The sequence below is a fragment of the Pseudomonas sp. SST3 genome (assembly GCF_003325755.1).
Genome location: NZ_QORI02000003.1, coordinates 121,258 through 134,397, shown reverse-complemented (window position 1 = coordinate 134,397; position 13,140 = coordinate 121,258). Strand labels below are relative to the sequence as shown.

13 protein-coding genes are annotated in these 13,140 nt (G+C 59.6%); 10 read left to right on the top strand and 3 right to left on the bottom strand.

Going from position 1 to position 13,140, the window contains the following annotated elements:
* The first annotated feature begins 88 nt into the window (after nucleotides 1-88).
* Together DQ405_RS04245 and pdxH are read left to right on the top strand one after the other, a co-directional pair.
* Nucleotides 89-703 (top strand): OmpA family protein, encoded by a 615-nt coding sequence (locus DQ405_RS04245; protein WP_168423092.1) that lies wholly within the window; start codon nucleotides 89-91, stop codon nucleotides 701-703.
* Between the two features lie 115 nt (nucleotides 704-818).
* Nucleotides 819-1,466, top strand: a complete 648-nt coding sequence (pdxH, locus tag DQ405_RS04240) for a pyridoxamine 5'-phosphate oxidase (RefSeq protein ID WP_168423091.1) — start codon at nucleotides 819-821, stop codon at nucleotides 1,464-1,466.
* Nucleotides 1,467-1,533: 67 nt separating this feature from the next.
* On the opposite strand, the gene DQ405_RS04235 is transcribed toward pdxH, so the two are convergent.
* Nucleotides 1,534-1,770 carry a hypothetical protein gene (locus tag DQ405_RS04235; protein ID WP_168423090.1) on the bottom strand — a complete coding sequence of 79 codons (237 nt, stop codon included), beginning with the start codon at nucleotides 1,768-1,770 and terminating at the stop codon, nucleotides 1,534-1,536.
* Between the two features lie 183 nt (nucleotides 1,771-1,953).
* Between DQ405_RS04235 and DQ405_RS04230 the strand changes: the two genes are divergently transcribed.
* The 7 genes from DQ405_RS04230 to DQ405_RS04200 all read left to right on the top strand — a co-directional run bounded on the left by DQ405_RS04230 (nucleotide 1,954) and on the right by DQ405_RS04200 (nucleotide 8,431).
* Nucleotides 1,954-2,415, top strand: a complete 462-nt coding sequence (locus tag DQ405_RS04230) for a glycine zipper domain-containing protein (RefSeq protein ID WP_168423089.1) — start codon at nucleotides 1,954-1,956, stop codon at nucleotides 2,413-2,415.
* Nucleotides 2,416-2,720: 305 nt separating this feature from the next.
* Entirely contained in the window at nucleotides 2,721-5,513 is a 2,793-nt protein-coding gene (locus tag DQ405_RS04225; protein WP_168423088.1) for a monovalent cation/H+ antiporter subunit A, read from the top strand.
* Nucleotides 5,513-5,842 (top strand): Na+/H+ antiporter subunit C, encoded by a 330-nt coding sequence (locus tag DQ405_RS04220; RefSeq protein WP_168423087.1) that lies wholly within the window; start codon nucleotides 5,513-5,515, stop codon nucleotides 5,840-5,842. Before DQ405_RS04225 ends, DQ405_RS04220 begins: the two co-directional genes overlap by 1 nt.
* A complete protein-coding gene (locus DQ405_RS04215) occupies nucleotides 5,839-7,341 on the top strand; it encodes a monovalent cation/H+ antiporter subunit D (RefSeq protein ID WP_168423086.1) in 1,503 nt (500 codons plus the stop codon). The genes DQ405_RS04220 and DQ405_RS04215 overlap by 4 nt, the downstream gene beginning before the upstream one ends.
* Nucleotides 7,338-7,838: a Na+/H+ antiporter subunit E gene (locus tag DQ405_RS04210; protein WP_168423085.1), complete on the top strand. Its 501-nt coding sequence runs from the start codon at nucleotides 7,338-7,340 to the stop codon at nucleotides 7,836-7,838. The genes DQ405_RS04215 and DQ405_RS04210 overlap by 4 nt, the downstream gene beginning before the upstream one ends.
* On the top strand, nucleotides 7,823-8,092 hold the full coding sequence (locus tag DQ405_RS04205) for a K+/H+ antiporter subunit F (RefSeq protein ID WP_168423084.1): 270 nt from the start codon (nucleotides 7,823-7,825) through the stop codon (nucleotides 8,090-8,092). The genes DQ405_RS04210 and DQ405_RS04205 overlap by 16 nt, the downstream gene beginning before the upstream one ends.
* A gap of 9 nt (nucleotides 8,093-8,101) precedes the next feature.
* On the top strand, nucleotides 8,102-8,431 hold the full coding sequence (locus DQ405_RS04200) for a Na+/H+ antiporter subunit G (protein ID WP_168423083.1): 330 nt from the start codon (nucleotides 8,102-8,104) through the stop codon (nucleotides 8,429-8,431).
* A gap of 56 nt (nucleotides 8,432-8,487) precedes the next feature.
* On the opposite strand, the gene DQ405_RS04195 is transcribed toward DQ405_RS04200, so the two are convergent.
* Both DQ405_RS04195 and map read right to left on the bottom strand, forming a co-directional pair.
* On the bottom strand, nucleotides 8,488-11,190 hold the full coding sequence (locus DQ405_RS04195) for a [protein-PII] uridylyltransferase (protein ID WP_168423082.1): 2,703 nt from the start codon (nucleotides 11,188-11,190) through the stop codon (nucleotides 8,488-8,490).
* Between the two features lie 39 nt (nucleotides 11,191-11,229).
* A complete protein-coding gene (gene map / locus DQ405_RS04190) occupies nucleotides 11,230-12,012 on the bottom strand; it encodes a type I methionyl aminopeptidase (RefSeq protein WP_168423081.1) in 783 nt (260 codons plus the stop codon).
* Between the two features lie 302 nt (nucleotides 12,013-12,314).
* Here map and rpsB point away from each other — a divergent pair, with 302 nt between their 5' ends.
* Nucleotides 12,315-13,055 carry a 30S ribosomal protein S2 gene (rpsB, locus tag DQ405_RS04185; protein WP_168423080.1) on the top strand — a complete coding sequence of 247 codons (741 nt, stop codon included), beginning with the start codon at nucleotides 12,315-12,317 and terminating at the stop codon, nucleotides 13,053-13,055.
* The last annotated feature ends 85 nt before the right edge of the window (nucleotides 13,056-13,140 follow it).

Genomic DNA, 13,140 nt, shown 5'->3' with positions numbered 1-13,140 from the left:
CCACAATTTGAGACAGATCCTTGCTTAAGCTGCGCGCTCATCTCGCGCGGCTTGTATTCGCAAATTCATCTTTCACGGAACCTGGCTCATGAACCTGCTGAAAAGCGCCTCCCTCATTCTCTGCATGGCTATTGCCGGCTGTAGCTCCAACGGCGACAAGCCGGCCGAGATGGCCGCTGCGCCGGATCCTGTGATTGACCCAGCCTGGCTGGATGGCTATGAGTCGCGGTTGCGCGATGCGTTGAAAGACAGTCACTTCGAACTCGAGCGTCGCGAGGGCGTGCTGGTGGTCACTGCACCGGTCGATGCGTCGTTCAATCCCGACCGGCCCGGCATGTTGTTGCCCGTTACCCTCGGGCCGATCAGTCGGGTGGCGAAGCTGGTAGAAGGCGATGAGAAAACCGCCGTCGTCGTGCTGGGTCATGCCGACAGCACCGGGTCGGCCGAGATCAACCGCGACATCAGTCGCAAGCGTGCCGGCGCGATTGCTGCGATCTTCCGTCTCAGCGGGTTGAAACACGACCGGCTGCGCATTCGCGGGCTGGGCTCGGACATGCCACGTGCTTCCAACGAGAACAAAGAAGGCCGTGCTCTGAATCGTCGCGTCGAAATGATGCTGGTGCCTCAGCCGACGCTGTTGGCATTGATCGCCCAGTACAGCGCGACACAGGTGGCGGCGGCAGCGGTAAGCAAGGCCAAGTGAGGTTCGCGGCGCTTGCCGTAACGGGCGCCTCGTTTGGCCCGGTTTTGCGTTGGGTCAAGCGGGCTTGGTAGCAAATCGGTAAGCTTTGGCTTCGACTGTTCCACGGAGCTCTGTAATGACCCAGACCCTGGCCGATATGCGCCGCGACTACACCCGTGAAGGCCTCAGCGAAGCGAATGCGCCAGACGAACCCTTCGCGCTCTTTCGCCGATGGTTCGATGATGCGGTGCAGACCGAGCAGCTGCCGGTGGAGCCGAACGCCATGACACTGGCGACAGTAGATGCCGACGGCCGTCCGCATTGTCGGGTGCTGTTGCTCAAGGCATTGGATGACCGCGGCTTCACGTTCTTTACCAACTACGATAGTGCTAAGGCTGAGCAGCTGGCGGCCCGTCCGTTTGCTGCGATGACCTTCTTCTGGCCAAGCCTGGAACGTCAGGTGCGAATCGAGGGGCGGGTCGAGAAGGTCAGCGCTGCCGAGTCGGATGCCTATTATCAGGTACGCCCGCTGGGCAGTCGGCTAGGCGCTTGGGCTTCACCACAAAGCCGGGTGATTCAGAATCGTGGCGAACTCGAACGGCTACTCGCCGAGACCGAGCAGCGCTTTCTGACGCAGGCCCCTCATTGCCCGGCTCACTGGGGTGGCTACCGCTTGCTGCCGGAGCGGATGGAATTCTGGCAGGGACGTCCCAGCCGCCTTCATGATCGGCTCAACTACCGATACGTCGCCAGCACGTGGCAGCGAGAGCGCCTGGCGCCCTGATTCGCTGACTGCCGCTGGGTTGGCAGGCGTCAGGGAGGTGGGCCGGGAGCTGGCGGTCTCTACTCAATCATTCAGTGCTGTAGCGCTCCAGTTCCCGCTCCAGCCAGGTCTGCAAGTTCTTTCTCTTCACGCCAGCGTCTTTCGCCGCTGCGAGCCGTTGCAGTGCCCAGTCACGTTTTTTTGGATCGTTGCCCGCCAGAGATAGCGCCAGGTCCCGGTCGGCCCAGCGTCTGAAACGGATGAACAGCCAGGCGTGGAAAACCAGGCCGGCCAGGGTTACAACGGTGATGATGAAGTAGTCCATGGGTCGTCTCGTGATACTGCTTGGGCGAGCGCCATGCATGCGGGGCGGGATCGCCTCGGGTAAAGTGCGGTCCTAACTGGCACGAATGCTGAGTCAGGTCAGGTCCGCTGCCAAGCGTCTCTCGCCGCAGGCACCTGCTCAATGCGGTCGGGGATGAACATCTGTTTCCCAGGAGAGTACATCATGCGCAACTCCATTTTTGTGGCTTCCTTTACCGCTATGGCCTTGGCCGTAGGCGGCTGCACATCCAACCTCACCGGAGACTCCTATTCTCGTGACGAGGCGCGAACGGTGCAGACCGTCCGTTACGGAACCATCGAGTCGCTACGTCCGGTCAAGCTCGAGGGTACGAAGACGCCGATTGGCAGTGGTGCAGGCGCGGTGGTGGGCGGTATCGCCGGTAGTGGCGTCGGTGGCGGACGTGGTAGTGCGGTCGCAGCCGTGATCGGCGCTGTTGCAGGTGGCATGCTCGGCGCAGCGGCAGAAGAGGGCATCACGCGTGCACAGGGCGTCGAAATCACCGTGCGTGAGGACGACGGCAACATGCGCGCCTATGTTCAAGAGGTCGAGCCGAACCAGGTCTTTCGGGTCGGTCAGCGCGTACGCATCATGACAGTCAATGGCACCAGTCGCATTGCACCCTGAAATGGCTCGCTGCGGTAGGCCAACGACAGGTCTGTGATCTGAGGTCTTGCAATTATCGGCAAGTTGTTACGGTGAGCAAACGCAGGCGGCTGGTTGCACCGCTGCGTAGTGGTATAGGCGTGGCCTGAGTACCGTCTGTTACGGTGGTTGGCTGCGCCTTTTGTTTTTCGAAATACATGAATTCATGACGTCGCTGCTATCGGTATGGATAATCGGCGCACACCGCCATGCCTGCTGGGGCTGAGATCCGGTCGATCAAAGGATATAACCGCTGCGCGGCTGCGCGGCTCAAGGGGTTTTTGCTCATGGCGCTTGCGCTGATAATCGCTTTGCCATTTCTAGGAATTTGCCTACCGCTACTGTTCGAACGCTATGGCAGATCCGCTTGTGCGTTCGGCGCCGGGGTGGCTCCCTTGCTGGCGCTGGTGCTGCTGTTATCCAAGCGTGCCGCCGTGTTTGCTGGCGAAACGGAAGTGCTGACGCTGCCCTGGCTCCCCGAGCTGGGTTTGAGTCTCAGCCTCAGGCTCGACGGCCTGGGTTTCCTGTTTGCGTTGCTGATCCTCGGGATCGGCCTGCTGGTCATTCTCTACGCGCGCTATTACCTCGCGAAAAGCGAGCCCATGGGGCGCTTCTTCAGCTTCTTCCTGCTGTTCATGGGTGCCATGCTCGGTGTGGTATTGGCTGAAAACCTTCTTTTGATGCTGATGTTCTGGGAACTGACCAGCCTCTCGTCGTTTCTGCTGATTGGCTACTGGAATCATCGTTCCGATGCGCGTCAGGGCGCCCGCATGGCGCTCGTTGTGACAGGTGGTGGCGGCCTCGCGCTGCTGGCCGGCATCCTGTTGATTGGTCATATCGTTGGTAGTTACGAGTTGAGCGTGGTGCTGGCATCTGGCGATCTGATCCGGGCCAATGCGCTGTATCCACTGACCTTGATCCTGATCCTGCTCGGCGTATTCACCAAGTCGGCGCAATTTCCCTTTCATTTCTGGTTGCCACAGGCGATGGCAGCGCCGACTCCGGTGTCGGCCTTTCTGCACTCGGCGACCATGGTCAAGGCCGGCGTGTTCTTGCTGGCGCGCTTGTATCCTGCCCTTTCGGATTCGGAGTGGTGGTTCTATCTGGTCAGCCTGACAGGTTTGGCGACCCTGTTGATCGGTGCAGTGATGGCGCTGTTTCAGCACGATCTGAAGGGGCTTCTGGCCTACTCGACCATCAGTCATCTGGGGCTGATCACATTGTTGTTCGGCCTCGACTCGCGCCTGGGACCGGTGGCGGCAATCTTTCACATCATTAACCATGCGACGTTCAAGGCCTCGCTGTTCATGGCCGCAGGGATCATCGATCACGAGACCGGGACGCGGGACATGCGGCGTATCAACGGCATGCTGAAATACATGCCACACACGGCGGCGCTGGCGATGGTCGCGTCGCTGGCGATGGCCGGCGTGCCGCTGCTCAATGGCTTCCTCAGCAAGGAGATGTTCTTCGCCGAGACCCTCGACCAGCATCTGCTGGGGAGTTTCTACTGGACTATTCCGGCCCTGGCGACCCTGGCGAGTGCCTTCTCGGTCGCCTACTCGCTGCGTTTCGTGCATGACGTCTTCTTCAATGGTGAGCCGATCGATCTGCCGAAATATCCGCCGCACGAGCCGGCGCGATACATGAAGATTCCGGTCGAGATCCTCGTGCTGCTCTGCCTGCTGGTCGGCATGCTGCCGGCCTATACCGTTGCGCCGCTGTTGGCTGCGGCGGTGGCCGGCAGTCTGGGGGGCGATGTGCCCGAGTACAGCCTGGCGATATGGCACGGCTTGAATCTTCCGCTGGCGATGAGCTTCGTGGCGCTGGGCGGCGGCCTGCTGATCTACTCGATGCGCAAGTGGGCGTTTCGCTGGTACGAGGGGCTCCCAAGGGTCGACTCTCTGCAGGTTTTTGCGCGGGTGGTCAACGACATCGCCGGAACGGCGCGCTGGATCACCGAACGGATGGAGAGCGGGTCGCTGCAACGCTATCTGGCGTTGATGCTGTTCAGTTCGCTGCTGGTGGTGGTGTATGCGTTGACACCGTTGCAGTCGCTGCGCGGGCCAGTGCCGCTGACACCACTGGACGGCATTACGGTGCTCGGACTGGTGATTCTGGGCCTGGCCTCGGTCATGACCGTGGTTTTCCATCGCAGGCGCCTCATGGCGCTGATGGTGCTGAGCGTGGTCGGGCTGATGGTTGCCCTGGCGTTTGCCCGCTACTCGGCTCCTGACCTGGCGTTGACACAGATTTCGGTCGAGGTGGTGACGATCATCCTGCTGATTCTGGCGCTGTTCTTCATGCCCGACCGGACGCCGGTAGAGTCGAGCAGCCTGCGCAGTTTCCGCGATCTGATCCTCGCCGCCTCCTTCGGAACCATGATCGCTTTGCTCGCCTATGCCGTGCTGACGCGTCCCTATGACAGCATCGCGTCGTTCTTCCTCGAGAACAGCCTCCCGAGGGGCGGCGGGACCAATGTCGTCAATGTGATTCTGGTGGATTTCCGTGGCTTCGATACGCTCGGCGAGATCGCCGTGCTGGCTATTGCCGCGGTCGGTATCTACGGCCTGCTTCACGGGTTGCGCCTGCCGCATCCGATTCGCGACTACGGCGGCCGGTTATGGTCGACCGACCGGCATCCGATGGTGCTGGATACGCTGTCGCGTGTGCTCTTGCCAATGGCGCTGCTGGTGTCGGTATTTATTTTCCTGCGTGGCCACAATCTTCCCGGTGGCGGCTTCATTGCTGGCTTGATCACGGCGGTCGCGCTGATCCTGCAATACATCTCGCACGGGGTGGTCTGGGCGCAGCAACGCCAGCCGTTCAGCTATCACGCCATTGCGGGACTCGGCGTACTGATCGCGGGCCTGACCGGACTCGGTAGCTGGCTGTTCGGCAGGCCATTCCTGACCTCTGCCTTTGACCATTTCCATTTGCCGCTGATCGGCGATTTCGAGCTGGCAACGGCGATGCTGTTTGATCTTGGTGTGTATCTGGCAGTCGTTGGAGCAACCCTGCTGATTCTTTCCAATATCGGTCATGTCAGTCAGGACGAGTCGTGCAAGGAGGTGCTTTGATGGAAATTGTCTTCGCGATCACGCTTGGCGTGATGATGACCAGTGGCGTGTACCTGTTGCTGCGCGCCCGCATATTTCCGGTAGTCATGGGGCTGACGCTGATTTCCTATGCGGTGAATCTTTTCATTTTCGCCATGGGACGTCTTGCGACGGGCGTTCCGGCCATTATCGGGGAGAGCGCGGAGTATGGTGATCCATTGCCGCAGGCGTTGGTGCTGACCGCCATCGTCATTGGTTTTGCAATGACCGCCTTTGTCGTGGTACTGGCGCTTCGCGGCCTCGGTGAGCTGCGTACCGACCATGTTGACGGCCGGGAGCCGCGCGAATGAATCATGCGTTGATCCTTCCGATTCTGCTGCCGTTATTGACCGGTTGCATTCTGCTGGTCGCCCATCGACAAGCTGCGCCGTTCAAACGGCTGGTATCTGTCACGGCGACCTGGTTGCTGCTGCCGCTGGCTCTGTGGCTGCTTGCGCAGGCGGATAGCGGCGAGCTGTCGGTGTATCGTCTCGGTGACTGGCAACCACCGTTCGGCATCATGTTGCTGCTTGATCGCCTGAGCGCGCTGATGCTGTTGGTCACCGCGGTGCTTGCGGGCTTCTCGGTGCTTTACGCTGCACGGGGCGACGACGAGCGTGGCCCTAATTTTCATGCGCTGTTCCAGTTCCAGCTGGTAGGCATAAACGGTGCCTTTCTGACCGGGGATCTGTTCAACCTCTTCGTGTTCTTCGAGGTTCTGCTGATCTCGTCCTACGCGTTGCTGCTTCATGGCCAAGGCGCCAAGCGTGTTCAGGCCGGTATCCACTACGTCGTGCTGAATCTGTTGGGGTCATCCCTGTTTCTGATCGGCGTCAGCATGCTCTACGGTCTCACTGGAACCTTGAACATGGCTGATCTGGCGGGGCGGGTGGCCGCTGCCGAGCCGGCCGATGCGCCTCTTCTGGCTGCCGCGGGCTATCTGTTGCTAGTGGTGTTCGCCCTGAAAGCGGCCATCCTGCCGCTTTATTTCTGGTTGCCGCGTGCCTATGCCTCAGCGACCGCGCCGGTCGCGGCGCTGTTCGCGATCATGACCAAGCTTGGTCTTTACGCCATCGTGCGGGTGTTCACGCTGATCTTTGGCAGCGAAGCGGGTGTGCTGAGCAATATGGTGCTCGACTGGCTGTGGCCGCTGTCGATGCTCACCCTTGCCGGTGGTGTGCTGGGCGCGTTGGCGGCGCGCAATCTGCAGATTCTGCTGGCCTACCTGGTAGTGGTTTCGGTGGGGACCCTTTTGGCCGGTATCGCGCTGGGAACGGAGGCGGGGATGGGCGCGGCGCTGTACTATCTGGTGCATAGCACCTTGGTGTCTGGCGGCCTGTTCCTGCTCGCCGACATCATCGCTCGACAACGCGGCGATACGGCATCCGAGCTAATCTCGGCGCCGGCGCTGAAGCAGCCGTTGATGCTGGGCGCGTTGTTCTTCGCAGGCGCGATTTCCATTGCCGGCCTGCCTCCTTTTTCAGGCTTTCTAGGCAAGGTGATGTTGCTGCGTGCCGTTCCTCCAGGCTTTGATGCCTCGATCTTGTGGCCCGTGGTACTGATTGGAGGGTTGGGGATGGTGATCGCGTTGAGTCGGGCAGGGAGCATGGTCTTCTGGCGTCCGAGCGAGGCGGTCAGTGTCGGTCGGCGGGCGGATACGACGCGCCTCGTCGCTACCTTCGGCCTATTGCTGGGCAGTGTGCTGCTGGTCGTGGCGGCGCAGCCGATCCAGGCATATGTACAGGCGACCGCAGCACAACTGTTCGATCTCGCGCCCTATCTGCAGATCATTCAGGGAGGTGATGCATGAGGTCCCGTATGCTGCCCAATCCGCCGCTGACCTTGGCGCTGGCGGTCCTTTGGCTGATGCTAAATAACACGCTGAGCGTGGGGCATCTGTTGCTAGGGCTCGTGCTCGGTTGGGTGATTCCGTTGTTGGTAAAAGAATTCCTGATCGATGTGCCGAAAGTTCGCCGGCCGCTGAAGCTTTGCCTGTTTTGTCTCAAGGTTTTCTATGACATCGTCGTCGCCAACCTGCACGTGGCCAAGCTGGTGCTCGGGCCGCGCGGGCGCCTGCAGCCAGCGTTCGTCGAGGTTCCGATGGCGATCGAGCATTCTTTTGTTCTTGCCGTACTGACCAGCATCATTTCGCTCACGCCCGGGACGGTATCGGCCGCGTTGCGGCCTGATCACAAGGTGCTGCTGATTCACGCGCTGGATGCGCCGGATATCGAGGCGCTGGTCGCCGAGGTGAAAAGTCGTTATGAAGCGCCGTTGTTGGAGATATTCGAATGCTCACGTATGTGATTCCGCTGTGCTTGGCGGTCCTCGGGGTCGCAGCAATCCTTAATGTGGTGCGCCTGGTTCAAGGACCGGACATGCCCGACCGGGTGCTCGCGCTCGATACGCTGTATATCAATGCGCTGGCACTGATTGTCCTGTTCGGTATCTGGCTGGCCTCCGATCTGTTTTTCGAAGCGGCCTTGCTTATCGCTGTGATGGGCTTCGTCAGTACCGTTGCGGTGGGCAAGCATCTGCTGCATGGCGAGATCATCGACTGAGGAGTCTGCATGCCTTTCTGGATCGAACTGTTGGTAAGCGCTTTTTTGATACTCGGCAGCGCCTTCGCATTGGTGGGCGCGATCGGTTTATATCGCTTGCCGGATTTCTTCACTCGACTGCACGGGCCCACCAAGGCAACTACGCTGGGCGTGGGCGGCATCGTGGTCGCGTCGATGATTTTTTTCAGTAATCAGGGCGACGGCCTTAGCATGCACGAAATACTGATTACTCTGTTTCTGTTTCTGACTGCGCCGGTCAGTGCGCATGTGCTGGCTAAGGCCGCGCTGCAGCAGAAGTTGCCCTATACGGCCAGGACGCGCGGCAAGCCTTGGGATTGAATACAAAGCCCTAATGCCCGCTACTGCTGGCGTATTGGCTCCGGCGTCGGGCGGTGCTAGATGACGATGCTGCTCGGGGAGGGCTGATGCTCGTTATCCTGAGACAGCTGTTTGATCATCGCCTGCTGCAGCCGCATGCACAGCTGCGGATCGGACAATGGCTCGTTGTCCGCGTTGGTAACGAAGAAAACGTCTTCCACACGCTCACCGAGCGTGGCGATCTTGGCGTTCTGCACTGACAGATCGAAGTCCAGGAACAGCTGGCCAATTCGCGCGAGAAGCCCGGGGCGGTCGGGCGCGACGACTTCGATGATCGTCTGCGGGCGCTGCATGTCGTTGTGGATGGTTACTTGGGGTGGAAAAGCGAAGTGCTTGAGCTGCCGGGGCACGCGTCTCTGAATGATCGTCAGGTAGTCGTCCGGGTTGCGTAGCGCATCGATCAGACCTTGGCGGATTTCCTCCGTGCGCTCGGGGTCGTTGCCGATGGGGGTGCCGTCGGCATCCAGGACGATGTAGGTGTCCAGCGTGAACTGGCTGCTCGAGGTAATGATCCGGGCGTCATGAATGTTCAGGTTCAACTGGTCCATTGCCGCCACGGTCACGGCGAAAAAGTCGTGCTGATCCGGCGCGTAGATGAAAATCTGCGTGCCGCCTTCGAACTCGCGCTGAGTCGTTTCCTTGATCAGAACCAGCGGACCGCCATCGCTCGGATGCTCGATGATGGCTTCGGTGTGCCAGGCGACGTCAATGGAGCTGTGGCGCATGAAGTAATCATCACCCAGCTGCGACCATAGCTGCTCGGCATCGTCCGGATCGGTGCCGTTGCGCACCAGGTTGTCGAGCGCCGCCCGTTGCGTTTGGCGAATCTGCTCTTCACGTCCCAGCGGGTTTTCCAGGCCACGTTTGAGTGCCCGTTTGGTTTCGGTGTACAGCTGACGCAGCAGGCTGGCCCGCCAGGAGTTCCAGAGGGTCGGGTTGGTCGCGTTTATATCCGCCACGGTCAGCACATAGAGATAGTCGAGGTGGGTCTCGTCACCGACCTGCTGGGCGAAATCGTTAATTACCTGCGGATCGGAGAGATCCTTGCGCTGTGCCGTGGTGGACATCACCAAGTGATTCTCCACCAGCCAGACCACCAGACGCGTGTCCCACGCAGGAAGCTTGTGGCGTGAGCAGAACTCGTGGGCATCCACCGCGCCCAGCTCCGAATGATCTCCGCCGCGGCCCTTGGCGATATCGTGATAAAGCCCTGCGATGTAGATTAGTTCGGGCTTGGGCAATCGCTCCACCAGCTTGCTGGCTAGCGGGTACTTCTCGGCGACGCCGGGCTTGCTCAGCTTGCGCAGGTACTTGATGACATTGAGCGTGTGGGCGTCGACGGTGTAGATATGAAAAAGATCATGCTGCATCTGCCCGACGATATGGCCGAACTCCGGTAGGTAGCGTCCAAGAATACCGTAGCGGTTCATGCGTCGCAGGTTGCGGTGAATGCCTTCCTTGCACTTGAACAGTTCGATGAACAGGCTGGTGTTGCGAATGTCGCTGCGGAACTCGTTGTCGATGAGGTGGCGGTGGTCGCGCAGCAGTCGAATGGTCTCCGCTCGTACGCCCTGGATTTCAGGGTGTTGCGCCAGCAGCACGAAGATTTCCAAGATCGCGAAGGGCCTGTGTCTGAATACCGAATCATCGGCCACCTCTAAATAACCGTCGCGTACAACGAAGCGGCTATTGAGCGGCACGGCTTCGCCGCTGTCACCCTCCCAAAGAATGACCTCGGCAAAGTGCTGGCCCACGAGATCACTGAGTTCGGAAATGCTCATGACGACGCGGTAGTACTTTTGCATGAAGCGTTCGATCGCCAGTTTGGCGTCGCTGTCTTCATAGCCGAGCAGGGCCGCCAGGCTGCGCTGATGGTCGAACAGCAGGCGATCTTCGGCACGACCGGCGAGCATATGCAGCCCGTAACGCACGCGCCAGATGAACTCCTGGCTCGATACCAGCAATGAGTACTCGCCTTCTGTCAGAAAGCCTTGATCGACAATCGCGCTCAGATTCAGGCTGCCGAGCTGCCGTCGTGCGATCCAAAGGATTGTCTGAATGTCGCGCAGCCCGCCGGGCGAGCCTTTGACGTTCGGCTCCAGGTTGTATTCCGTGTTGTTGTATTTCGAATGACGTGCCGCTTGCTCGTTACGTTTGGCGAGAAAGAATTCCTTGCTCGGCCACATTTCCGATGGGCTGGTGACCTTCAGCATGTTCTGCCGCAGGCGCTCAGGGCCGGCAATTGTCCGGCTTTCCATCAGGTTGGTAATAACTGTCAGGTCCGCACGTGCCTCTTCGGCGCATTCTTTGACCGAGCGCACGCTCTGGCCAACCTCCAGGCCGATATCCCAGAGCAGTGTCAGGAATCCCTCGATGGAATCGCGGAACTTCTCGTGATCGCTGTTCTCTAGCAGGATCAGCAAGTCGATATCGGAGTAGGGGTGCAGCTCGCCGCGACCATAGCCGCCGACAGCTACCAGCGCGATTGCGGCGTCGCTGTTCCAATCGAAGCGACCCCAGGCGGCTCGCAGAATCTGGTCGACAAACCAGGCGCGGTCTTCGATCAGGCGGCGGATGTCACGGCCCGCCAGGAAGCGTGCATCGAGCACTTCGCGCGCCTTGCGGATAACCTTTTTGAAGGCGGCGATGGGGCTGGCCTTGAGAGCCAGCTCGGCCTGGAACTGGCTGCGGTCGAACAGTTCGGGATCAACCTGAGGCATGCCATCGCCCTCCGTCAGAGCGTCAATAGGGGTAAACGATCACGGCGAGGTGCGGGCGATGGTGTCATCGCTGCGCAGGGTGAAGATTTCGTAGCCGTCAGCGGTGACCACGATCGTGTGTTCCCATTGTGCCGATAGCTTGCGGTCCTTGGTGATGGCGGTCCAGCCATCACCAAGCAGACGGGTTTCCGAGCGGCCCTGGTTGATCATCGGTTCGATGGTAAATGTCATGCCTTCCTTCAGCTCCAGGCCGGTGCCTGCCCGGCCGTAGTGAAGTACCTGGGGTTCTTCGTGGAATACCTTGCCGATTCCATGTCCGCAGTATTCACGAACGACCGAAAAGCCATTCTTTTCCGCATGCTTCTGGATCACTTCGCCGATATCACCGAGGCGGGTGCCGGGGCGGACGATCTCGATACCTTTATAGAGGCATTCCTGGGTGATCTTGCAAAGGCGTTCGGCCCATTCCGGTGCGTTGCCGACGAGGAACATTCGGCTGGTATCGCCGTGGTAGCCGTCCTTGATGACGGTGATGTCGATATTGAGAATATCGCCATCCTTCAGTGGCTTGTCGTTGGGGATGCCATGGCAGACGACATGGTTGATCGAGGTGCAAATCGACTTTGGGAATCCCTTGTAATTGAGCGGCGCGGGTATGGCCTGTTGCACGTTGACGATATGGTCATGGCAGAGACGGTCCAGCTCTTCGGTGGTGACGCCCGGCTTGACGTGTTCGGCAATCATTTCCAGTACTTCGGCGGCCAGGCGGCCAGCAATGCGCATCTTCTCGATATCTTCAGGCGTCTTGATGGAAACAGTCATGCAACCCTCTTGGCGCCAAGAGGCGCAGGCGGAAATATTTGAAGGTGCAAATGATAAACCAAAGAACCCCGGCCTGCAGGCGGGGCTGAAGCGCTATCGGCGCCCGGGGGCGCTTTGCTTGCCATGATGAATTTGAGCCTGCGCTAGCCTCTGGTGCTCCTGTGTGCTATAAAACGCGCCGCTCTGCGGGAGTACCTGCCGAGCCTGACCCCACACACGTGTCGACACGGTATCCTGGGTGCTCGCAAGAGTTGGATATCGGGACGCGTGGAGGCCTAACCCGACTTATCTGAGGAAGTCCCATGTCTCAAGTCACTATGCGCGATATGTTGAAGGCCGGTGTGCACTTCGGCCACCAGACCCGTTACTGGAATCCGAAGATGGATAAATACATCTTTGGCGCGCGCAACAAGATTCACATCATCAACCTCGAAAAAACCCTGCCGATGTTCAACGACGCACTGCGTTTCGTTGAAAAGCTGGCAGCGGGCAAGAACAAGATTCTGTTCGTCGGCACCAAGCGTTCCGCTGGCAAGATCGTTCGTGAAGAGGCTGCTCGTTGCGGTTCGCCGTACGTCGATCATCGCTGGTTGGGCGGCATGCTGACCAACTACAAGACCATCCGCGCCTCGATCAAGCGCCTGCGTGAACTGGAAACTCAGTCGCAGGACGGCACTTTCGAGAAGCTGACCAAGAAAGAAGCCCTGATGCGCACCCGTGATCTGGAGAAGCTGGACCGCAGCCTGGGTGGTATCAAGGACATGGGCGGCCTGCCAGACGCGATGTTCGTTGTCGACGTCGACCACGAGCGCATTGCGATCTCCGAAGCCAACAAGCTGGGCATTCCGGTTATCGGTATCGTCGATACCAACAGCAGCCCGGAAGGTGTCGACTACATCATTCCTGGTAATGATGATGCCATCCGTGCCGTGCAACTCTATCTGGGCTCCATGGCAGATGCTGTGCTGCGCGGTCGCCAGAATGGCGCTGGTGGTGCTGATGAGTTCGTCGAAGAAGTCGCCCCTGAGGCAGCTCAAGGCTGAGCGCGACTGTCGCATAGCTGATACCCGTTGAACAGAAAGGGGGCTATGCCCCCTTTTTGCCAATTCCGAATTGATCGCCCGAGTT